Source organism: Prosthecobacter gellanilyticus, from assembly GCF_007992435.1.
Classification (GTDB): Bacteria; Verrucomicrobiota; Verrucomicrobiia; order Verrucomicrobiales; family Verrucomicrobiaceae; genus Prosthecobacter; species Prosthecobacter gellanilyticus.
The window spans coordinates 172,670-192,919 of sequence record NZ_BKAG01000006.1 but is presented as its reverse complement, the minus strand read 5'-3'; the positions used below and the strand labels follow the sequence as shown (position 1 = coordinate 192,919).

20 protein-coding genes and 1 tRNA gene are annotated in these 20,250 nt (G+C 59.8%); 12 read left to right on the top strand and 9 right to left on the bottom strand.

The window, feature by feature from the left end; all coding sequences use genetic code 11:
• Positions 1-70 precede the first annotated feature (70 nt).
• Positions 71-997, bottom strand: coding sequence for a diacylglycerol/lipid kinase family protein (locus BGE01nite_RS06375; RefSeq protein ID WP_146849586.1), 927 nt, complete (start codon positions 995-997; stop codon positions 71-73).
• Between the two features lie 92 nt (positions 998-1,089).
• A complete protein-coding gene (locus tag BGE01nite_RS06370; protein WP_146849584.1) occupies positions 1,090-3,291 on the bottom strand; it encodes a bifunctional alpha,alpha-trehalose-phosphate synthase (UDP-forming)/trehalose-phosphatase in 2,202 nt (733 codons plus the stop codon).
• Positions 3,292-3,458: 167 nt separating this feature from the next.
• Here BGE01nite_RS06370 and BGE01nite_RS06365 point away from each other — a divergent pair, with 167 nt between their 5' ends.
• From BGE01nite_RS06365 to BGE01nite_RS06355, 3 genes are all read left to right on the top strand, one after another.
• Complete coding sequence (locus BGE01nite_RS06365) at positions 3,459-4,601, top strand: alpha/beta hydrolase family protein (protein ID WP_146849582.1); 1,143 nt, start codon at positions 3,459-3,461, stop codon at positions 4,599-4,601.
• Between the two features lie 616 nt (positions 4,602-5,217).
• Entirely contained in the window at positions 5,218-5,628 is a 411-nt protein-coding gene (locus BGE01nite_RS06360; RefSeq protein WP_146849580.1) for a hypothetical protein, read from the top strand.
• Between the two features lie 21 nt (positions 5,629-5,649).
• Positions 5,650-5,874 (top strand): helix-turn-helix transcriptional regulator, encoded by a 225-nt coding sequence (locus BGE01nite_RS06355; protein ID WP_146849578.1) that lies wholly within the window; start codon positions 5,650-5,652, stop codon positions 5,872-5,874.
• Between the two features lie 660 nt (positions 5,875-6,534).
• Here BGE01nite_RS06355 and gnd read toward each other — a convergent pair.
• Positions 6,535-7,977, bottom strand: a complete 1,443-nt coding sequence (gene gnd / locus BGE01nite_RS06350; RefSeq protein ID WP_146849576.1) for a decarboxylating NADP(+)-dependent phosphogluconate dehydrogenase — start codon at positions 7,975-7,977, stop codon at positions 6,535-6,537.
• Positions 7,978-8,177: 200 nt separating this feature from the next.
• On the opposite strand from gnd, the gene BGE01nite_RS06345 reads away from it, so the two are divergent.
• Both BGE01nite_RS06345 and BGE01nite_RS06340 read left to right on the top strand, forming a co-directional pair.
• Complete coding sequence (locus BGE01nite_RS06345) at positions 8,178-9,272, top strand: OmpA family protein (RefSeq protein ID WP_170266635.1); 1,095 nt, start codon at positions 8,178-8,180, stop codon at positions 9,270-9,272.
• A gap of 52 nt (positions 9,273-9,324) precedes the next feature.
• Positions 9,325-9,564, top strand: a complete 240-nt coding sequence (locus BGE01nite_RS06340) for a type II toxin-antitoxin system HicB family antitoxin (protein WP_146849572.1) — start codon at positions 9,325-9,327, stop codon at positions 9,562-9,564.
• Here BGE01nite_RS06340 and BGE01nite_RS29800 read toward each other — a convergent pair.
• Entirely contained in the window at positions 9,554-9,772 is a 219-nt protein-coding gene (locus BGE01nite_RS29800; protein ID WP_146849609.1) for a type II toxin-antitoxin system HicA family toxin, read from the bottom strand. The two genes, BGE01nite_RS06340 and BGE01nite_RS29800, sit on opposite strands and share 11 nt — an antisense overlap.
• A gap of 138 nt (positions 9,773-9,910) precedes the next feature.
• Between BGE01nite_RS29800 and BGE01nite_RS06330 the strand changes: the two genes are divergently transcribed.
• The 3 genes from BGE01nite_RS06330 to BGE01nite_RS06320 all read left to right on the top strand — a co-directional run bounded on the left by BGE01nite_RS06330 (position 9,911) and on the right by BGE01nite_RS06320 (position 12,026).
• A complete protein-coding gene (locus BGE01nite_RS06330) occupies positions 9,911-10,837 on the top strand; it encodes an SMI1/KNR4 family protein (protein ID WP_146849570.1) in 927 nt (308 codons plus the stop codon).
• Positions 10,838-10,855: 18 nt separating this feature from the next.
• A complete protein-coding gene (locus BGE01nite_RS06325) occupies positions 10,856-11,542 on the top strand; it encodes a PIG-L deacetylase family protein (RefSeq protein ID WP_146849568.1) in 687 nt (228 codons plus the stop codon).
• A 226-nt stretch (positions 11,543-11,768) separates the two neighbouring features.
• Complete coding sequence (locus tag BGE01nite_RS06320; RefSeq protein ID WP_146849566.1) at positions 11,769-12,026, top strand: hypothetical protein; 258 nt, start codon at positions 11,769-11,771, stop codon at positions 12,024-12,026.
• A gap of 9 nt (positions 12,027-12,035) precedes the next feature.
• Here the strand turns inward: BGE01nite_RS06320 and BGE01nite_RS06315 are convergent, their stop codons facing one another.
• Positions 12,036-12,239 carry a hypothetical protein gene (locus BGE01nite_RS06315; RefSeq protein WP_170266634.1) on the bottom strand — a complete coding sequence of 68 codons (204 nt, stop codon included), beginning with the start codon at positions 12,237-12,239 and terminating at the stop codon, positions 12,036-12,038.
• A gap of 522 nt (positions 12,240-12,761) precedes the next feature.
• Between BGE01nite_RS06315 and BGE01nite_RS06310 the strand changes: the two genes are divergently transcribed.
• The 3 genes from BGE01nite_RS06310 to BGE01nite_RS06300 all read left to right on the top strand — a co-directional run bounded on the left by BGE01nite_RS06310 (position 12,762) and on the right by BGE01nite_RS06300 (position 13,614).
• Positions 12,762-13,004, top strand: coding sequence for a hypothetical protein (locus BGE01nite_RS06310; RefSeq protein ID WP_146849563.1), 243 nt, complete (start codon positions 12,762-12,764; stop codon positions 13,002-13,004).
• 6 nt (positions 13,005-13,010) lie between these two features.
• Positions 13,011-13,301, top strand: coding sequence for a DUF2188 domain-containing protein (locus BGE01nite_RS06305; protein ID WP_146849561.1), 291 nt, complete (start codon positions 13,011-13,013; stop codon positions 13,299-13,301).
• 239 nt (positions 13,302-13,540) lie between these two features.
• Positions 13,541-13,614: transfer RNA gene (locus tag BGE01nite_RS06300), tRNA-Gln, on the top strand.
• Between the two features lie 70 nt (positions 13,615-13,684).
• On the opposite strand, the gene BGE01nite_RS06295 is transcribed toward BGE01nite_RS06300, so the two are convergent.
• Genes BGE01nite_RS06295 through BGE01nite_RS06285 form a run of 3 tightly spaced genes read right to left on the bottom strand, consistent with a single transcriptional unit; the run spans position 13,685 to position 16,968 of the window.
• Positions 13,685-15,718 carry a hypothetical protein gene (locus BGE01nite_RS06295; protein ID WP_146849559.1) on the bottom strand — a complete coding sequence of 678 codons (2,034 nt, stop codon included), beginning with the start codon at positions 15,716-15,718 and terminating at the stop codon, positions 13,685-13,687.
• A gap of 32 nt (positions 15,719-15,750) precedes the next feature.
• Positions 15,751-16,239: an RNA pyrophosphohydrolase gene (locus tag BGE01nite_RS06290; protein ID WP_146849557.1), complete on the bottom strand. Its 489-nt coding sequence runs from the start codon at positions 16,237-16,239 to the stop codon at positions 15,751-15,753.
• A 60-nt stretch (positions 16,240-16,299) separates the two neighbouring features.
• Entirely contained in the window at positions 16,300-16,968 is a 669-nt protein-coding gene (locus BGE01nite_RS06285) for a 3-keto-alpha-glucoside-1,2-lyase-like domain-containing protein (RefSeq protein WP_146849555.1), read from the bottom strand.
• Positions 16,969-17,215: 247 nt separating this feature from the next.
• Here BGE01nite_RS06285 and BGE01nite_RS06280 point away from each other — a divergent pair, with 247 nt between their 5' ends.
• Entirely contained in the window at positions 17,216-18,343 is a 1,128-nt protein-coding gene (locus tag BGE01nite_RS06280; RefSeq protein WP_146849554.1) for an ROK family protein, read from the top strand.
• A 70-nt stretch (positions 18,344-18,413) separates the two neighbouring features.
• Here BGE01nite_RS06280 and BGE01nite_RS06275 read toward each other — a convergent pair whose 3' ends face one another.
• Positions 18,414-20,210 (bottom strand): prenyltransferase/squalene oxidase repeat-containing protein, encoded by a 1,797-nt coding sequence (locus BGE01nite_RS06275; RefSeq protein ID WP_146849552.1) that lies wholly within the window; start codon positions 20,208-20,210, stop codon positions 18,414-18,416.
• Between the last annotated feature and the right edge of the window lie 40 nt (positions 20,211-20,250).

Sequence of the window (20,250 nt, the reverse complement as noted above, 5' to 3'; positions counted from 1 at the left end):
TGATATCATGGCGGAGTCTGTCTCTTTGGGGCGGGCTCCGCTTTTTTGTGCTCTATCACTTGCTTCAAGTTCATTCCTTCTCCTTTTCCTCTGCCTTCCTCGGAGCCAGGACGTTCAGGGCTTTTGGTTTGAGGGTGATCTTCAGAGGGAGGGGAAGGCGGTCGACCTCGCCGTCCATCATGACGGGGAGGTGGCGTTTTTTGCGGGCGTGGATTTCGAGCTCGGTGGTGCGCAGGCGTTTGACCTCGCGATCTTCCTTCCAGCGGCCGAAGAGCCAGGCGAAGAAGGACTTCATCATGCCATAGCGTGAGCGATGGGTGGAGAGATGCACGGTGAAGAAGCCGCCATCCAGGCTCTCGCGTTTCGGCAGCACGCCGAAGACATCCTCATAGTCGTTGTTTGCGATGATCACGGCGCGTGTGCGGCACTCGATGGCCTTTCCCTCATGCACCAGCGTCAAGCCCAGGGAGGGAAAGGTGGCTGCCTGGCGCAGCGAGTCACGCAGCGTGCGCAGGGCGCGGAATATCCACCAGCCGTGATACTCTGGCGCAGCCATTTTGAGCGCGGGATAAAAGCCCAGCACCATGAGGCAGAGATACAGTTTTCCATTCAACTCCATGGCATCCATGGGCACGACGGGTGCCGTGACCAGGGCTTTCCCAGCTTCCTCCAGATCCAGCGGCATGCCGAGATCACGCGCGGCAAGATTGAAGGTCCCGAGCGGAAGCACGCCCATCGTCTTATTGCGGCCTGCGAGCAGTGTGGCCGCGCTGGCCACGGTGCCGTCACCTCCACCGACGATCACCGCATCTGCCTCACTGGCGGCGGCGTCTTTGAGATGGCGCTCGACCTCGCGGCCCGGCACGGCGTGCAGCGTGATGCGCACTTCGGATTCGCGAAAGGCCTGCGTCACCGTCTCGATCACCTGCTTCCTTCCCAGGCGCACGACGGTGCCTGCCTCTTCATTGAGTACGATGATGAAATGACGTTCAGGCATGCATCGTCAGGTTACGTCCGTGCCAGCAAGCAGGACCCATGAGAGAGCTGAACTCAGTAAAAAAGAAAGTGTCAGCCGAGAGCCACTCCTCATCATCCCTCCACCAGCTGTCTCAGCACGGCTCTCACCGCGGCCGGCCCGGCCAGCCGATACCTCGCGCGGCTCGCGAGTGAGCCGGAGTGAATGCTGATGCCGTCCGGAGGCATCTGGCGGAACATGTCTTCATCTGTGGTGTCATCTCCGACGGCGACGAGCAGCGCATCTTCCGGTCCTGCGGCACTCAAGGCTGAAACGATGAGGCCTTTGTGAATACCAAGTTGGCGCAGCTCCACGATCTTGTTTCCGCGCATGACCTCCACGGGATGGTTCTTGAAAAGATCCGCGAGATGCAGGCGCAGCTCTCTTTCCTGAAGTTCGGCGAATTGCGACTCGCACAGCCGGAAGTGCCAGCACAGCGCGACGGTCTTCTCCTCGACGAATGAGCCTGGCGTGCGTGCAGCGAACTCCTCCATGATCACCTTGGCTTTCTCCTTCCAGCCAGCCTCCAGGGATCCCATGGTGGTCCACTCTGTGGCTCCGCGAGCGCGCTTCCAGAAGCCGTGATCGGCATGCAGGGCCGCGTCAAGCCCGCCAAACCAGCGCTCCATGGTCTCACGCGGGCGGCCGCTGGCGATGTGCAATTCAATGTTAGGTTTGGCGATCAATGCCTCCAGCAGCTCGTAGAGCTCTTTGTCCGGCGCGGCGAGCTCTGGCAGGCCGGCATAAGGCACCAGGGTGCCGTCATAGTCGAGCACCAGGACCAGATGTTCCGCGTTCTTCATGCGCAGCACTTCCTCAGGAGGCAGCACGGTGCTCTGACGCAGGCGCTCATTTTCAGATGTGACCTGCGCAAAGGCGGCATCAAAGGATTTCACCCAGTCATGCACGGTCCAGCGCTGGATGCGCTGCCGAAGACGAGTCATGCGGAAATGACGCTCCTCCTCGGGCATGGTGATGGCCTGCTGCAGTGCGCGGGCAATGCCATCAATATCATACGGATTCACCAGCACGGCCTCGCCGAGCTCCCAGGCGGCGCCGGTGAACTCGCTGAGCACCAGCACGCCGTCGTTGTCATTGCGACAGGCCACGAACTCTTTTGCCACGAGGTTCATGCCATCTCGTGTCGGTGTGACCACCATGACATCTGCGGCGCGATACAGGGGCATCAGATCCTCCAGGCTCATGGTCTGATACAGATACTGCACGGGCGACCAGTTCACGGTGGAGAAGCGGCCATTCACTCTTCCCACAAGCTCGTCCAGAGATCGACGAAGCTGTGCATAGGCCTCCACTTTTGTGCGCGAGGGTGATGCCACCTGGATCAATCTGAACTTCCCGGCGAGTCCTGGTGAGCGCTCGAGCAGGCGCTCGATGGCGAGCACGCGGCGGCGCATGCCTTTGGTGTAGTCCAGCCGGTCCACGCCGAACAGGATTTTGCATTCTGTGTTCTGTTCGCGCATCTTGGCTGCGGCTTCCTCCACTCGCGGTGTCGAGGACTCCTTGATGAAATGCTCGGTATCGATGCTGATCGGGAACGCTCCGACTCTCACCATGCGGCCGTCATAGGTCACGGAATCCACCTGGGTTTCCAGTCCCAGTAGGCGCAGTAGCGATGACAGGAACTGCCGCTGATACGAGTGCGTGTGAAAGCCAATCAAGTCACAGCCGAGCAAGCCTTCCAGAATCTCCCGACGCCACGGGAGGATGCGAAACACCCCGGACGCAGGGAACGGAATGTGCAGGAAGAAGGAGATCGAGGCATGTGGCAGCCGCTTCCTCAACAACGCCGGCAGCAGCATGAGATGATAGTCATGCACCCAGATACGGTCCCCCGGCTGGTAATGCCGCGCCACAGCGTCTGCGAAGAGTTCATTCGCCTCCCGATACGCCTGCCAGTCCACCCAGGCATCCAGCCGCACCTTGTCTAACAAGTAGTGGAACAACGGCCATAGAACGCCGTTGCAGAAGCCCTCATAGAAGCGCTCCACCTGCTTCGTGGTCAGATGCACCGGGATCATGCCGTCTGCGTTCAGCCGCCTGTCCAGTTCCGCTCGTGCGCTCTTGTCCATCTGCCCTGTCTCGCCAGGCCAACCGATCCAGCGGCTGCCTTCCGTGCCATGCACATGCGAAAGCGCTGTCGCCAATCCGCCTGCTGAGGCCTTCAACTCGATCTTCCCTTCCTTCTGGCTCACCGTCACCGGCAACCGGTTCGAGACGATCAAATAACGTGAAGCTGGTGCAGGACTGGCGATCATAGGGAGTTCACGGCTTCATCACCGTGCTCGATTATGAATCGGATCTCAGGGGGCTTGTGGGCGCATCGATGTCATGTGCAGGACCCGGCATGTATTGGGTTCATTCCGCCACCGCCGTTCAAGATCGAACACTTGTTACTGCTTCAGACACTGACACACCTTCCCGAATGTCCTTCCTGAAAACTCTGCTGAAAGCTTTCATCCTGGCGCTGGCGCTCATGCTGGTGGTCGGTTCAATGATTCTCATGATGGTGGCCTCCGAAGGCACGGGGCGGTGGATCGGAGGCTTCGCGTTGCTCGTGGGCATTGGGCCGTGGCTTTGGTGCATTGGAGCTGAGCGCAAATCCAAGGTTCAGGTTCGTATGAGCCAGGGCTTTCTGGCATTTGGGGTCGCTGCGCTGCTTGTCATGGCACCGCTCGCGCCTGATGGGCACACTTCAGAAAGTGCGCGGCTTCACAGCCGCTATTCAAATGGTGGGTGGCATTATCCGCGCATCCACCCTGGCAGTGCAGTGCCAGAGATCGACCAGATCAATCTCGGCTTTTATGCGGCCTTGATGACGGACCCGTATTTCAATCGTGCGCAGTTCCGCGAGCTCTCGGCCATGACCAACGCCATCTATGCTGAGATGAAGCAGAATCCGGAGTTTGAGGTCTGTGGTTCGGCACTCTCCTCCATCTACAACGAGATGGCTGGCTTGTCGTTTCGGAACGGCCATTACTACCACTACATCCCGGCGAATCTTGACCGGACGAAGCCTTCACGAACTCTTGTGTTTCTGCATGGTAGCGGTGGCAACTTCAAAGCTTACGTTTGGCTGCTCTCCAAGATTGCCGACCGCATTGGATGCACGATCATTGCACCCAGCTTCGGCTTGGGAAACTGGGAGAAAGCGGGTGCCTATGAAGCCATCACTGCGGCGATCCAGGATGCAGGCCGACATGCTGCCATCGATCCGGATCAGATTCATCTGATGGGTCTTTCCAATGGTGGCAAAGGTGTCTGCCTGGCTGAATCACTTCCCGGACAACGCTTTAGATCCCTCATTTTTCTCTCCGGGGTCTTCCACCATCGCATCGAACCCGAAGAACTCGCCAAACGTCTTGGCGCGCGACCCGCGCTTGTTCTGTCTGGTGGCAGCGATGATCGTGTGCCATGGACCAGCGTGGATGACTACGCCGTTCGCATGGAGGGTGCTGGCATGCAGGTGACCAAGCACCGTTTTGAAGGCGAAGATCATTTTCTCTTTTTTCACCGTGCGGATGAGGTGCTGGAGAAGGTCACGCAATGGATGCAGAGCCAGCGATAGCACTGGGAGGAGGGTGATGGGGATGTCTGCGCAACTGGCTATTGAGGCGCGTGCAAGCCGCGTCTCTTGAAAGCGCTGGATCGGGGGAGACGCGGGGCCGTGTCTAAAGATGCGGAACCCGTTCCGGGTTCGCGCTTTGAGGTGATGGCGACTGGCTCATGACCAGGGTAGGCTTCCAGGGTAGGCTCGCTAAGGCTCGCCAACCCTTCGCTATGATGCGGAAGGCCTTTGGCCTTCAAACCAGATGTGGATGGCAACACAACATGCTGCTTGTGCCCTTAGTCACTCTATTACGCTAATCTCAATGACATAGCGTCTCGGGTTTGAAGCAGTCATAAGGGTTGCTCGATACATGGGGGCGAAACACACTGCTGCGGGGTGAATCGCCGCGCTCCTTTGGCGCTGTGAGCTTCTGCATCGGTTGGTGTCACGCGGGTTCTCTTGGATGGAGGCAATGTCCGCCTGGACCGTTTTTTACCGCGATTCAGAATGTCGCGTTACCTTTACACAAAGTCATGTTGACTTAACACGGCGTTTATGTCAAGATAACCTTACACAGGCGAAACGGTTCGCCTAACAATCAAGTCAATCCAGTTAACTCAACTCTGAAGATCTTATGACTGCACTATCGCCTTCCCATCTTTCGCAGGATCAGATTCGTCGTCAGTATGTGATCCGCTCCTCGCTGTTTCTGGCGGGCTATGTGGCGGTGAACATGGCGGCGATCTTTGGGGCTTTTGATGATGCAAAGCCGCGCGGGGCGATCGCGCTGGCGCTGGTGGTGGCGGCGCCGCTGGCGGGGCATATCTGGGCGCTGCTGGCTTATATGCGGGATGCGGATGAATTTATGCGCGCGGTGATGGCGCGGAGGTTCATTGTGAGCAGCGGCATCACGATGGCGCTCACCTGCGCCTGGGGCTTCATGGAGAGCTATGCGCAGGCCTGGCATGCGCCGGGCTTTCTCATGTATCCGCTGTTCTGGCTGGTGCATGGCGCGGTGTCTCCCTTCATCCGCAGTTCGAACTGAGCTGACCTCTTTCCTTTTCCGATGAAGAACCAACTCAAGGTGCTGCGCGCCCAGCACGGCATGACGCAGGAAGACCTCAGCCAGCAGCTCGGTGTGTCACGCCAGGCGGTGAATGCGCTGGAGACGGAGAAGCATTCGCCTTCACTCGATCTGGCCTACCGCATCGCGGCGGTGTTTGACCTGCCGATCGACCAGATTTTTGAGAGTCCGTATGAGAAGCCGAGGAAGAATGGAAGATTGAAATAGTTGTTAGGCGGGTTCGCGAAAGTTTGAAGGAGGACGGATGATGTCCAAAGGGTCCGCTTGGGTCCGTTGTAGCGCGGAGGTAGATCGTGGACAGTGAAGGGCTATGTGTGGAATCATCAAGGACCAGGAACCCATGACCAAGGCCGTTTGCGGTCGTTTGCAGTGGTTTACGATTGTTTGCGGTGGTTTTTCCGAGGGGAGTCAGAGCCGGAGGGTGGGCCTACGGAATACACGGAATACACGGAAGACGCGGAAAGGGGGGGCGGGAACCGGGGAGCCGTTTACGGTTGTTAACGGTGGTTTCAGAAGGAGGCGATCCGAGTGGATCCGACCTGATCCGAGTGGATCAAGGTGAAGAGAGTCTGAGGGGGGCTGCGCGTGAGGACACTCGCGCTCCGCTTTGGGCAATCCGAGTGGATCCGACCAGATCCGGCCTCTTTTTCACAGGAGATGGGGAGAGGGGGGGAGGAGCCAGGAAGGTCAATCTAGCCAGATCCAGGTGGATCAAGGTTGAGGGGCCGCCGCTGATCGTGGGTTCGCTGGGTGGTCACGCGCTGAAGCGCATGAGTACTTTGCATGAAAAAAGGCGGCTGAGTTGCCTCAGCCGCCTTGGGGGTGGAACGATTTTTCTAAGCGAGTTGGAAAACTCGCTTTACGTCATCAGCCGATCACTTCTGGCCACTCGGTGTGGAAGAACTGGCCTTCGGGCTTGTCGGTGCGCTCATAGGTGTGAGCACCGAAGAAGTCGCGCTGGGCCTGGAGCAGGTTCGCTGGCAGGCGCTCGGCGCGGTAGCTGTCGTAGTAACCCAGGGAGGCGGAGAAGGCCGGGACGGGGATGCCGTTCAGGGTGGCGAGGGACACCACTTCACGCCAGTTCTGCTGGGTCTTGCTGAGGAGATCCTTGAAGAAGGGGGCGAGCATGAGGTTGCTGAGTTCAGCGTTCTCACGGTAGGCTTCGGTGATCTTGTTGAGGAAGCGGGCGCGGATGATGCAACCCCCACGCCAGATGGCGGCGATGCGACCGAGGTCGAGGTTCCACTTCTTGCTTTCGCCGGTGGTCTTGATGAGGTCGAGGCCCTGGGCGTAGGAGATGACTTTGGAGGCGTAGAGGGCGTCGTGCACCTTCTTGACGAGCTCGGCCTTGTCACCGGTGATGTTGACGGTCGGGCCGGTGAGTTCCTTGCTGGCGGCGACGCGGGCTTTCTTCTTGGAGGAAAGGATGCGGGCTTCGACAGCGGCGTTGATGGTGGAGATCACGACGGCGTTTTCAGCGGCGTTGAGAAGGGTCCACTGGCCGGTGCCTTTCTGGCCGGCTTTGTCGACGATGAGCTCGACGATGGACTTGCCGGTTTCAGCGTCCTTCTGCTCCAGGGCCTTGCCGGTGATCTGGATGAGGTAGCTCTGCATGTCGCCTTCGTTCCAGTCGTTGAAGACCTTGGCCATCTCGTCCGTGGTGAAGCCAGCGGCCTTGAAGATGTTGTAGGCTTCGCAGATGAGCTGCATGTCACCGTATTCGATGCCGTTGTGGATCATCTTCACGTAGTGACCTGCGCCGCCAGGGCCGATGTGGATCACGCAAGGCTCGCCATCCACTTTAGCGGCGATGCTTTCAAAGATGGGCTTCATGACTTCCCAGGTGCTGGCAGGGCCGCCAGGCATGATGGAGGGGCCTTTGCGGGCGCCTTCTTCACCGCCGGAGACGCCAGCGCCGATGAAGCGGAGGCCTTTTTCGGCGAGGTAGGTGTCACGGCGCTCGGTGGTCTGGTAGAAGCTGTTGCCGCCGTCGATGACGATGTCACCCTGGTCGAGGAGGGGGATGAGCTGCTCGATCACGGCGTCCACGGCGTCGCGATCGGTGTCCTTCACGGCGGTGGACTTCACCATGATGTGGATCTTGCGGGGAGTGGCCAGGCTCTGGACGAACTCTTCAAGGGTATGGGCGGCGACGAGGGCCTTGCCGGGGTGTTTGGCGACGAACTCATCCGTCACGCTGGTGGTGCGGTTGTAGACGGAAACCTGGAAGCCGCGGCTTTCCACGTTGAGAACGAGGTTCTGGCCCATCACTGCGAGGCCGATCAATCCGAAGTCACTTTTTTTGCTCATATTTGGGGGCGCGAGCCTTACCCCCCTCGGGGCCTTTGGCAAAGGGGATTTTCCTCATGGCTGGCATGAGCCGGGCTGATCCTGGGGGCGGCCAGGGGAAAGCCGCCCCTTTTTCCCGAGAATGGAAGATGCCGCTGGCGCGTAGCGTGCTATGTTACCCGCTAGCTCCAGCCCGACCACGACCCCGTCCCTGCCCCGCAATGTCCCAGCTCTCCTCCACCACGAATTGGAATGGCACCCCACGCGCCGCCTTCCGCTCGCGCGAGGATTGGAGCCTGAAATGGTGGATCATGTTCGCGGTCATCCTGTCCTTCGGGTTTCACGGCCTGCTGTATGTGAGCATCGATAAAATCAGCATGGTGATGGGCAGCAGCTCCATGCGCGCGGTGCCGGAAAAGAAGGTGCCGGACCGCATCAAGATCGACCCGCGTCTGCTCCAGGAGCAAAAGGCCATCCAGGAGATCCCGGAAATGATTGCCCCGGGCACGCAGCCGGACATCAAGTCCTTTGAGGCCAATCTGGATAACTTCGACAAGGCTCAGATGATCCCTGAGAACCAGGAGATCGACCTGACGCCTAACGTGAAGGAGGTCACGAATTTTCTCCGCCAGAGTGATCCTGGTGAAGGCCGCAACCCACGTGGCAGTAACATGGACATGGCCGCTCTGCTGGCCCCGCAGTCTGCCATGGCCGCCCCGGATCTCAGCAGCGCGATGGCCGAAGTGCGGCGGGACATCCTCTCCAAGCCCGTCTCAGAGAAACAGATGCTGCTGGATGCCGGTGCTCTCGAACCCAAGGACGCCTCGGGCTCCATCGATACCGATCTCGTCGGCGAACTGAAGAAACAAGGCGTGGGCGATGCCGCCGGCACCCGTGTCAAAGGCTTCAGCAATCTCGACGACCTGCTCAGCGGCGGTGGTGGCGCTCTCGGCGGCAGCACCGCCCCCATCCTGATGCCAACGGATCTGCTCTTTGAGTATGGCAGTGACCAGCTCGCTGAAGGCGCGCGCCTCAGCCTCATGAAGCTAGGCTTCCTGATTCAAAAGAACCCGGACAGCCTTTTCATCGTGGAAGGTCACACGGACAGCTTTGGTGGTGAGCAGTTTAACCTGGACCTCTCTCTCCGCCGAGCAAACGCGGTGGTGCAGTGGCTGCAAAACTCCCTCCGTCTGGGCACGGATCGCGTGCAGGCCGCCGGCATGGGCAAGACCAAGCCGATCGTCAGCACCAGCGGCACAGTGGAAGAGCAAGGCCTGAACCGCCGTGTGGAGATCAAGGTGCGGGCGAAGAAGTGATGTGTGGTGTTTCAAGATTGCCTTTTGATCCTCCACGATCATACTTTCCTTCATGAACGACCTTCGCCGCTATTGCCAACTTGCCATCAAACTCGCCCGAGTGGTGAAGTTGGATGGTGATGAAGGCTATGTGGCCAAGATCCCTGGTTTTCGCGGCCTGCTGGCCACAGGTGAGAACAAGCGGGAGGTTCTCAAGGAACTCGCAGGAGCCTTGGAGGCATGGGTTCTCCTGGCGCTTCGTCGTGGCATGGGTTTGCCCAAGCTCAAACTTCCGGAAGAAGTCACAGCCTGAGCCACTGCTCCCGAGAGATTCCTGCCTCAGCCAGGATGATCTTGAGCAAATGAACTCCGATCTCCTTGCCCCCATGGGGATTCGGTATCGATAGCTGTATCGCGCCCTTGACCATGTGCTGATGTTTTCCACCCGGAACAGGCCCGTGCCACCCTAGAGCGCGAAAGCGCTTGATCAGTTCAGGACGAGATACGGGCAACAACTTCATGTCTGCTATTCTGGCTTCCACTTTTCTACCGGGGCAAGGAGTTTGGCAGGAAAAAAGACTGTTCACCGCATTGCTCAGGGCCAAGACTATTCTCACGTTTGCTGCGGCCGACAGGTTGTGACTCAACAAAAGCTCCTCATGAATAATCAGGACCAGCAACCCTTCAAGCATCTGCACTGCGAAGGCAGGCGCGCGCAACGCGGCTGCTTGATCAACTTCCTCGCCTGGTGCGCGGCGCTCATTTGGATCTTTGTGGTTAGGCCGTCAGACATCGGCGCCAACATCCAGGGTGTCATCACGACCATCGCCTACATCCTCTTTCTGCTAGTCGGCCCCGCGCTCGGCATCCTGCAGGCCATCGAGCTGAAAAGCTACCTGGACTGGAAGAGTCAAAACGGAGCTTCTTCCTGGCTCTACAGGATCATCATCTTCATCGGAAGCTGGCTCTTCGGCCTGATCAGCGCGGGCACGGGCATCCTTGTTTTGATGAATCTCTTGTTCGGCGATCATACTGAGATGACACCCAAGGACTTCTTTGTTGGTCTCCTGGGAGTCTTCCTTTCCCTCGGCTTCATCTACATGGGCTGGAAGCTCCTGCAGCTACCCTTCAAGCGCATGTCCACCACCACCGAGGCGCAGGACAAGGCAGCCCGTGAGAAATGGGAGCACGCCCTTTTACACCCTGAGTTTGAGGCGCTCGAATCCACGCTGGGCGTGACCTTGCCCGCCGCCTACAAAGCCATGCACTTCCCTGATTCTGAATGGTATGAGCCGGGCCCCTGGATGCTCTACCCCAAAGGTCTGGAGAATGACGAAGAGCTGCACATGATCTTGGACCGCGTCCCTGCCACGCTGGACGCCATCCGCCAGCCACCAGGCGACTCGCAGCGCTACGTGTGCTTTGCCCAGGGCGAGTATGATGAGTACTGGATCCTCCCCGGCAGCGACGATCCTCCCGTCTACAATAGAGGCGGCGACGACCTCCCTCGAGCTGCCGAAGCAAAGCCCGAGAAGATCGCCAATCACCTCTCCGAGTTCCTCGCCTGGCCGAAGGAAGACATCTAAATTTTCCGTTTTACTCCCATGCCCAAGACCATCCTCGCCCTCGGTGCCCATTATGACGACTGCCCCTTCGGACTGCCTGGCACACTTTTGAAAGCGGTGAAGCAACATCACCGCGTGGTCATTCTCAGCCTCATCGGTGATTACACGAACTGGCCGCCTGTGAAAGGTCGCGAGGAAGCCTTGAAGCAAAAGACCATCGACATGGCGAAGGAGCGCGGCATCGAGATGCGTTTCCTGAACTACTCCTCCATGGGCTTCGAGGCCACGCTGGAGGCCAAGCGTGCCGTGGCGCAGGTCGTGGCGGATGTGCAGCCAGACATCGCCTTCATGCTCTGGCCGAAGGATCGCCATCCCGATCACGAAGCCACGAGCGCCATCTGCCACGCGGCTTTGTTTCAGCCCGCGCGCCTGCTTGGCCAAGACCAGGTCCGCAGCCCTGGCGAAGTCTACTGGTATGACAACGGCCCCGGCCACACCATCGACTTCGCCCCCGACACGTATTTCGATGTCACCGCCGAATGGCCCGCCGTCACCGAATGGTTAGGCGGCCTCATGGCATTCGTGCGCAATGCCCCCTTTGATCCGCAGAAAGACGCCGCCACCGACACCAAGACCATCCTGGCACGCTACCGCGGCCTCGCCAGCGGTGTGAAGTATGCGGAGGCCGTGAAGGCTGTGAAGCCGATTACGCAGGAGCTGACCTAACCATTTTTAAACCAACCAGCCTAGTGACCTGCAGATCATGCATTCATTCTGAGCCGCGATTACCATCCTCGCCCCCCATTGCCATGAAACCATTCCTCATCCTCCTTTGCAGTCTGGCTCTGCATCAACACACTTTCGCAGGTCCTTGGTATGTACACGCAGCGGGATCGCTGTGGGTGACAAAGCAGAGAGCCCCATCCCTCTGAAAGACCGCATCTATGTGATCATGAGGTCTGCGCCTGCGAGTGGTCAGCCAGATGCCCTGGCAAAGATCCTCCAGCCTACCGCTGCCAAGACACTCGCCGAGGTGATGCAGACCATGAAAGGTTCTTGCCCCAAAGACTACCCCAAGAACCTCTTCGTCATCGTCTACCGGGCGGAAGCCCCCTATGATGGAGCCTGCAATGTCGCGATGGACAAAGCCCTCAGATCCCGCTTCGAAGTCCGGCCCAGAGATGTCATCTGGATCGGATACTCGAAATAGATTGTTTGCTCACCGCCAGACCAGAAACGTTTCCTGAATCCATTCACGAGGAATGAGCTGGAGCGCAGCATCCAGGGGAGTCATCACCAGCACCTGGTCACCTTTGGCTTTCATGATGCGGACACACTGCTTCTGATCCTCATCCGCATACCAGTGCACATAAGCCAGGAGCGCCTCCTTCTCGGGATCAAAATACAAACTGGGATCGTCCATCACACCCGACTTCAGCCCGCAGCGTGCGCAGAGGCCTCGGAGATATTTATGATCATCCACTTTCCCGCCATAACGACCGACAGGGAAGGTAGCCTCACTCCTGCTGACCAGTGAAACCCTGTGAGCGGGACCACCCCAATCCCTTTGGATGGACTCAACGCAGGCTGCAGCACAGGCATACTGATCACGTTGGCTAACAAGAGTCATATCTAATATTCGCGTTATAATAAAACTTGGATGCCTAGGCGTCTATAATCAGGAGGGAGTATTTTATCCCATCGCCCATCAGACCACCCAAATTCACCTGACATATCTGTAGTGTTTTCCTGACTCGATTCTAAGTTCAAAACGCATCTTTGAGGTGCAAGCCCTGCGACCAGCGGACTCGCTTCCTCCAGCAAGGTGCCGTTGGGGATCAAACCCAGGTTATGAAGGAAAAGTTCACCGATGCTGGCGGTGCCTGAGCCCCCGATAAGCACTCCTCATGACGTCCAATCTTTCCCGAGTGAGCGATCCCACCACATGAAGAGTGATCCCCAAACGCTGGAGGAATGGAAGGAGAACATCATGGTTGTCCTGTTGAGCGAACCCGGAAAAGAAGGCATGGCCTCCTGGTGCTGCCCTATCTGCCACACCCGCTTCGAAGGCATCCCGGTAAGACAGGCTGAGGAAGCCGCCATCCAGCAGGCCCGGACTGCCTTTGAAATCCACATGTCCACGGAACACGCGGAGGCCGTGGACACCGCAGTCCTCTCCCTAACCTGAACGGCCATGGTCCAGCTTACGGAATACCATCTGGGTTACCACCCAGGCATCAAGGCTTGGGTGCTCTTCCGTCCTGCCGAGGAGACTGCCACCCAGATCTATGTGGGCAGCACCCGTGCCCAGGCCATCCACGCCGCAGCACGGTCTTTGGAAGGAAGCGGTAGCTACCTGTGCATCTACACGGAAGACGGCCAGCTCGATCAGCAGCGCCTGTTCCCACTCTCCACACGGGGCAAAGAGAAGGCCGTTCTGACCGGACTGCCGCCGCCCTGCCGGAAAGAGCTCGCCGCTTCCTGACGCTTCGACATCGTGGCTTGTTGAATGAACGCCTCTGATAGGGAGCGATCACGAGAAGCGAAGCATCAACAGATTCTGCCTCTGTTGTTCAAGGTTCGAGTCCTCGAGGGATAGCCAGCGGGCTCGTCTCAGGTCCCCCATCGACTGTCCATTCAGGCACATTTTTCCATCCTTCCGCTCAAACACAGCCCTTGCACTATGCTGGAAGCATGCCAGGATAGCCATCCGCCGAAAAACACTACCCCTTAGTGTAATGGTAACATAACAGATTCTGACTCTGTTGTTCAAGGTTCGAGTCCTTGAGGGGTAGCCACTTTGGAAAAGCCACCAAATCAAAGGCCTTTCTCTTTCGTCCCACAACACAACACACTGCAGGCCACTTTCTACTTCCCCGCCTGCACGGGCACCGCCACGGCGATCCCCAGCTCCAGTGTCGGTTCCGCGGGATCCATCATCGGCGGGTCGGTGATGTGACCTCCTTCGGCGCGGAAATCATCGCCCACGGAAAACAGCACGCCGTTCAGTGGATCATAGTGCGGCAGCTCGCCGGAGTAAGGGTCCAGCGGCACCTCCGCCAGATAATGGGGACGCAGCTCAGAGAGACCTGAGGGCAGCTTCTGATGATCTGCCAGAGAGCGGCGGATGGCGAAGAGAGAGAGCACCAGCGCATGCCGCGCGTGGCCCAGGTGATGCCGCTCCGGCAGCTCACGGGTAGCATCGATTTTTTGAGCAAAGTAGGTTTGGCCAGCGCCATTCGGCTGAAACCACAGCGAGGCCAGGTTCCGCGCCAGAGGCCTGGCAGCGCTCCTGGCGGAGAAAGGCACCTCCACCACCTTGTCACGCAGCTGCCGGCATGCCTCGGCGAAGAGGCCCAGCGTCTCCTGCTTTTTGAAAAAGAGGCGTCCCGGCCGCTCACCCAGCACACCATTCGGCATCGTGTCCAGCGGCTCGCCGCTGTTCTCGCCGAAGAGCAGCTTCTTCTCATGCAGATACAGGCCGTTCAGCGCACCTTGCAGCAGCTCGTCAGACGGTAGGAGCGTGATGAAATCATCCTGACACACTTTCAGTTCGGCAGAGGACAGCCGTGTGTCCTTCAGCACCAGGGCCGTGGTCTGCACACAGGCCATGTGCAGCTCCTGCGCACGCTGCGCATACCCGGGCCAGGACCACATCTCCTGCAGCCGACGCGCCAGCCTGCCCAGATCCAGCGCGGCATCCAGCGCCGCCTGCTCCCGCCCGGTGCGGATGAGGTGCACCACCCGTGCCTGCAGCAGGAGGCGCGCATGCGGCCAGGAGGCGTGCTCGCTCAGATCCTCCGCATGCCACGCGGCGTGATGCGGATGCCAGTCAAAGTCACCCAGCAGGTCACGCAGCGCATCCACCGCGGCGCTGTTTCCCTGCATGAAACTCTGCAGCATGCGCTCCTCCCACAGCCACGCAGGTTTCAGAGCCAGCTGGGTGTCCGGCAGCCGGTTCACCGCTTGTAAAAACATCCCCAGCCGTTCCGGCCCGGCGATCTTCGGCGCGGTGTCCGCGGCCACATTCAGCGCCAGGTCATCATCAGGAGCCGGGGTCACGTCGACGAAGTAGATCGAGCCTAACAAAAAGATGCCTGCCAACCCTAGCAGCGCCGTGAGCACCGTGCTCCATGGGAAAACAGACTCGGGCTTCTGCCGCCGCACACTGTTCGGCACCGGCGCGGGTCGTTTCTGCGTGGGTGGATCCTGCGGCATCTCAGCCGCAGATGTCTTCCTGCTCATCTCTGTCTGAGGCGCTGCCACTGGCGCTGCAGCAGTCTTCGGCGCAGGCACGGCCACCAGCGCAGCGGCTGACGTGGCAGCAGCTGCAGATGCAGATGCAGCAGGCTTCGAAGCCAGCACCGGCACTGCCACAGGAGGTGGCGCAGATGCGGAACCTGGCGCAGCAGCGGACGCATGATGAAGCAGCAAATCTGCCGGCGGGCGAAAGCGCTCATCCAGCCTCAACTCGGCAGGCGTCGCCTTCCTCACGGGTTCCCCAGATACCATAGCCGGCGCAGACTCCTGAGCCTCCACCTTCTCCAGCACGGAAGACACCTCCTCACGCAAACTCACGATCGCAGGCGCGCTCAGCGGCTTTGCGGAAACCTGCCGCCCGTCTGAGGCCTTCGGCGGTGCTGCCGCTTGATCAGATGCATCTGGCGTTGATGCAGCAGGTGCAGCCTCCACAGGCGGACCACCCCGCACGGGTGGAGCTGTCTCCTGGACCGCCTTTTTCGGGGGCGCTTTCGCCGCTGGTGCCGGAGGCGGCTCAGGCGGACGGCTCGCCTTCTCATAGCGCCGCTGCTCGTCCTCCCACTCATCATCAAAGCCCCATGGCGACACCCACTTCGGCCCTTTCACAGGGCGGTCATGAGGTGTGTCAGGGCGGGGCGGCATGAAGGATAGATTGAAAATAAGTTAGGCCATCATCAGTCGCGCGGCATCTCCAGAGTGATGCCGAAGAAGTCCATGAACACCGCCCGGTACACCCCGCGCTTGAAGCGTGGGACCCAGCTCATCTGAAACTCGCGCGGCTCGATCCACCGCCATTGGGAAAACTCCTGGTGCGTGGCCGCCAGGTTCACATCACTGTCCTGGCCGAGGAACCGGCAGCGGAAGTAGGCCTGCTCCTGCCCGCCATAGATCCCGTACTTCAGCCGGTTCTTGGAGAAAGCGTAGCGATACCCCTCGCGCTTCTCCAGCACCTCCAGCTGCTCGCGCTTCACGCCGATCTCCTCCTCCAGCTCGCGGAAGAGCGCCGTTTCAGCGTCCTCACCTTCATCGATGCCGCCTTGAGGAAACTGCCACGCGCCGCGGATGTTCAGCCTCTCTGCCACGAAAATCTGGCCACGGTCATTGAGAAGGATGGCGGCGACATTGGGGCGATAGACGATGGGCGTGGCGAGATGCAGATCCATGAACAGTGTGCAAAATAGGGGGTGCGACTGGTTTGTCACGCATCGGCTGTGCCAGCCCTATCATTTCAAATTTTCCACCACAACACTTCTCACCTTCCCCGTGGTGTTCCAGGTGGCGAACCCAAAGGGCACGCAATGGTCAATGAAGCCAGGCCGCAGCCCCACTTTCCGCCCCTTGATGCTCACATTCACCACCAGCTTGTCATTCACCCAGGCCTGCATGTCCTCCGGCCGCACCTCGATCCGCACCCGCTGCCACACGCCGTTCTCGAACCGCTGCTCAGCCCGCGTGGAGTTCTCGCTCGCGTCCTTGAAGTCGATGCTTGAGATCCCCGTCAGCGTGCCTCCCCAGCCGCCGATCACGAAAGTCGCATGCGCCTCATGACTGCTGACCGGAAACGTGCACATGCCAAAGCTGTCCTCACCCTCCACACGCAGCGCCTCATAGGTGATGCGGTAGCTTGTGCCTGGCAGCCCCAGCTCTGACCACGCCGCGAACTTGCAGCCCGTCATCGGCAGCCCCGTCACCAGCGTGATCTCTGCCTTCTCCACCATCACCTTCCCCTCATCCGGAATGCCCGCCGGCAGCCAGAGCGGCGCATGTTTCTCATCCAGCAAATTCCAGCGCTGAGGCACGGAGGCTGGCACAGGTGCAGAGGCAGATGGGCGACAACCCACCAGGCCCGGCACCAGCAGCACCACCAAAAGCAGAGACAAAACAGCATGCATGCCACAGCCTGCCACAAACAGGCAGAAACTTCCTCCACCCGTTCCGCAAAAAAGAGGGTCAGCCACCGCCCCAGACCTTGCCTCAGAACATCTGAGCCCACTGCGTCATCTGCGGTTAAAAATCCCTGACCCCGTAGGCCTCGCGTCACGCCACTACCGATTTTCGGCATCCTCCATTTGAGAAAACTTCTAATATATTCTGGCAAGATGGTCACACATTGGGCAAAAGAGTGACTTTCCCCACCTCATGCGTCGCAAGCCTTCCGATCACCGCGCCCTGCTCGCCACTACTATCCTGCATCTGCGCAGTCGTCGGGCCACCTCGCGCACGGCCCTGGCCAAGGCTCTCGGCGCCTCCGCCTCCACGCTGGGTCTGTATGTGGACCAGCTCATAGCCATGAACCTCGTGGAAGAGCTCGGTCTCGGTCGTGCCAATGTCGGCCGCCCGCAGCGTCTGCTCGGCCTCCGCCCCTCCGCAGGCTGGTTCGCGGGCATCGAGTTCAATGCGCAGCGTGTCCAGGCCGCCTGCGTGGACTTCTCCGGCAAGGTCCAGGCCACCGAAAAGCGTGACCTGCCTGAAAATCCGGACATGCCCACTGTCCTGCGCGCGCTTGTGGAGGTGCTGGAAAAGATCAGCGTCAACCGCACCGAGCCCCTGCTGGGCATCGGCATCGGCGCTCCCGGCATCGTGGACCGGAAGCACGGCATCGCCCGCTACTTCTCCTTCGTCCGCCAGTGGAAGGACGTGCCCATCGTGGATGTCCTCCGCCAGCGCTTCCGCGTGCCAGCCACCCTGGAAAACAACCTCCGCGTCATCGCTTTGGCAGAACGTTGGTTCGGCGATGGTGCTGACCTTGATGACTACGTCGTCCTCGGCCCACGCAGCGGTTTTGGCATGAGCATCATGCACAATGGCGAGCTCATGCGCGGCGCACATGAGATGGCAGGCGAGGTCGGTCTATGGACCTGGCCGCAGCCGGAAGGCACCCAGGCCATGCATGACCTGCTCTCGGCCACCGCCATCTACCGCCGCCTCGCCGGCCTCCCTGCAGATGCTCCCCTGCCCGCGGATCTTCGCTCCGCCCTCGAGCAAGTCGCCAATCCCGAGTCCGAAGAATGGAAAAAGATCGTGCTCGATCTCGCCCGCGTCATCCGCAGCGTGCAGCTCCTGGTCGATCCGAAAAAGATCTTCCTCCACGGCCCCCTGACCTCCCTCGGCCCGCGTTTCTGTGAGGAGATCTCCGCCCTCGTCTCCACCCTGCCCCCCGTGCTGCCAAACATGAACATCCAGCTCGTCCCCTCCGCCCTCGGCGATGATGCCGGTGCCCTCGGCGCCGTCAGCCTTGCCATGGAAGAATGGGAACCGCAGGTCTAACACTGGTTGGCTGTAAACCGTAGTCGGTCAGCAGTTAAGCATTCTCGGTTAGGCATCCACCGCCCACCGCTTACGGCCCACTGCTCACCGCTCTCAGGGCCTGCATCGTCCAGATCACCGGGTACAGCTTCTCATGATACCACAACCGTGCGAAATACAGCCCGATGGGCGCTGACGGAAAACTCGTCCCGTCCTTCGTTTCGCGTAGCAGCCACTGCACCGCGCGCAGTGCCGCCGTCTTGGCCTCAGCGCCGCCCGCTTGTAGCAGCGCATAGGCCGCCACCGCCGTCTCCTCGATTATCGCCGGAGCATTCGCATCTCCACCGAAGCCGCCATCAGCCTTCTGCATCCTCATCAGATAGCGCGCACCGCTCTGGATCAGTCCCTGCGTCTGATCCGCCAGTTTCGGTGTGCCCGTGAGATACCCCACCACCATGGCGGTACCATACACAGGATTCTCCTCCTCCTTTGCATGTTCATTGCCGAACCAAAGAGGTGTCCATGCACCCTCCTGGCTCTGCACCCTCCGCAGATATCCCAGCGCCGCCTTCGTGCCTTCTTCAATGCGCTCATCTAAAGCCTCCGGCTCCCACAGCCACCACGCCAGCAGCGCATGCGCTGTGATCTCCGGCGTGCTCCGGTCAAACGGCAGCGCCCCCCATCCGCGACAAAACGTCGGCATCCCCCCATCCCGGTTCTGCAGATCCAGCAACCAAGTGATCCCAGCTTCCACCGCCTTCAGAGTCTTGGTGTCTTCTTCCCTCTTTCTCTCCGCGTCTCCGTGTCTCCGCGTCTCCGTGTCTTCTGCCTTCTCTGCCTTGGCCAAGGCAATCAGTGCCCCCGAAGTGTCATCCGCATCCGGCACACCTCCAGGCAAATCCGTCCAAGCCCAGCCACCCGGTGCCGCATTCGTGAAAGGATGCACCTCTCGATACTGCTGACCTAACAACCATTCCTTCACCACAGGTTCGAGCACGCCCAGCGCTTTCACCGACAGCGTCGTGCCCCACGTGGCCAGGTTCGTGTCGATCGGCCAGCTTCCATCTGCGCGCATCGACCTCTGGAGAAATTCGACCGCCAGAGGCACGCAGGCATGCGTCTTCTCACCACCGGCTGCCAATGCCATCGTCACAAAGCTCGTCAGCGGTGTGGCCTCCAGATAGCCGCCGCTGCTTGGTTGCAGCGCCTTTAGCATCGGCGAAATCCGCCACCACAAGGCAGCTCGCAGCCAGCGCATGGGGTTCCACCATGCAGGCGGGGCATTCACAAACCGCGTGTAACCAATCGCGATCAGAGCCGGCAGCGCATAGCTCACCACCGGCAGCCCGATGGCGCCGAACCAACTGCGTGGCATCGCCGCCAGCTCAAACGGCAGTGGCAGCACCCGCCTCCAGGCGCCCTCGCCCATCGTCCCGCAAATCGTACACAGCATCAGGATCGGCACGGAGAACGTCTTGTCCTTCCCATACCGCGCCGTCACCGCCTTCGCAATCAACGACGGATCCAGCGATCCCGCCTGCTTCAAAATCCACGAATCCGCACGCTGCCTCGAAGACTTCACATCCTCCGCCCCTTCACCACAAAGATACAGCGCGCTCCAGCACAGCAGCGTCGTGGAGAGATTGCTCTTGCTGATTGTCGTGTCCCCCCAGCCACCATCCACATTCTGGTTCGCCACCAGCCAGCGCACACCCGCATGAATCATCCCCGAATGCCGGATCGCATCCACCCCATGCAGCGCCACGATCGCCGTCGCCGTGCTCAGTGCGCTGCTGCTCAGCTCCCCCTCCCAATGCCCCGCCTCATTCCGCAGCGCCAGAAGCTGCGCACGTGTGTTGACGAGAGCGATGGAGAGACGGTCAGACATGCAGGTGATGAAGGTCTTCGAAACAACACTGCATTTGATC

Coding starts and splice junctions, on each gene's coding strand:
- BGE01nite_RS06355 (WP_146849578.1), top strand. CDS start 5,650: ATGAAGAACCAACTCAAGGTGCTGCGCGCCCAGCACGGCATGACGCAG.
- BGE01nite_RS29800 (WP_146849609.1), bottom strand. CDS start 9,772: ATGAAGTTGTTGCCCGTATCTCGTCCTGAACTGATCAAGCGCTTTCGC.
- BGE01nite_RS06275 (WP_146849552.1), bottom strand. CDS start 20,210: ATGTCTGACCGTCTCTCCATCGCTCTCGTCAACACACGTGCGCAGCTT.
- BGE01nite_RS06340 (WP_146849572.1), top strand. CDS start 9,325: ATGAACGACCTTCGCCGCTATTGCCAACTTGCCATCAAACTCGCCCGA.
- BGE01nite_RS06295 (WP_146849559.1), bottom strand. CDS start 15,718: ATGCCGCCCCGCCCTGACACACCTCATGACCGCCCTGTGAAAGGGCCG.
- BGE01nite_RS06360 (WP_146849580.1), top strand. CDS start 5,218: ATGACTGCACTATCGCCTTCCCATCTTTCGCAGGATCAGATTCGTCGT.
- BGE01nite_RS06365 (WP_146849582.1), top strand. CDS start 3,459: ATGTCCTTCCTGAAAACTCTGCTGAAAGCTTTCATCCTGGCGCTGGCG.
- BGE01nite_RS06325 (WP_146849568.1), top strand. CDS start 10,856: ATGCCCAAGACCATCCTCGCCCTCGGTGCCCATTATGACGACTGCCCC.
- BGE01nite_RS06305 (WP_146849561.1), top strand. CDS start 13,011: ATGGTCCAGCTTACGGAATACCATCTGGGTTACCACCCAGGCATCAAG.
- BGE01nite_RS06375 (WP_146849586.1), bottom strand. CDS start 997: ATGCCTGAACGTCATTTCATCATCGTACTCAATGAAGAGGCAGGCACC.
- BGE01nite_RS06315 (WP_170266634.1), bottom strand. CDS start 12,239: ATGGACGATCCCAGTTTGTATTTTGATCCCGAGAAGGAGGCGCTCCTG.
- BGE01nite_RS06370 (WP_146849584.1), bottom strand. CDS start 3,291: ATGATCGCCAGTCCTGCACCAGCTTCACGTTATTTGATCGTCTCGAAC.
- gnd (WP_146849576.1), bottom strand. CDS start 7,977: ATGAGCAAAAAAAGTGACTTCGGATTGATCGGCCTCGCAGTGATGGGC.
- BGE01nite_RS06280 (WP_146849554.1), top strand. CDS start 17,216: ATGCGTCGCAAGCCTTCCGATCACCGCGCCCTGCTCGCCACTACTATC.
- BGE01nite_RS06320 (WP_146849566.1), top strand. CDS start 11,769: ATGAGGTCTGCGCCTGCGAGTGGTCAGCCAGATGCCCTGGCAAAGATC.
- BGE01nite_RS06310 (WP_146849563.1), top strand. CDS start 12,762: ATGAAGAGTGATCCCCAAACGCTGGAGGAATGGAAGGAGAACATCATG.
- BGE01nite_RS06285 (WP_146849555.1), bottom strand. CDS start 16,968: ATGCATGCTGTTTTGTCTCTGCTTTTGGTGGTGCTGCTGGTGCCGGGC.
- BGE01nite_RS06290 (WP_146849557.1), bottom strand. CDS start 16,239: ATGGATCTGCATCTCGCCACGCCCATCGTCTATCGCCCCAATGTCGCC.
- BGE01nite_RS06345 (WP_170266635.1), top strand. CDS start 8,178: ATGTCCCAGCTCTCCTCCACCACGAATTGGAATGGCACCCCACGCGCC.
- BGE01nite_RS06330 (WP_146849570.1), top strand. CDS start 9,911: ATGAATAATCAGGACCAGCAACCCTTCAAGCATCTGCACTGCGAAGGC.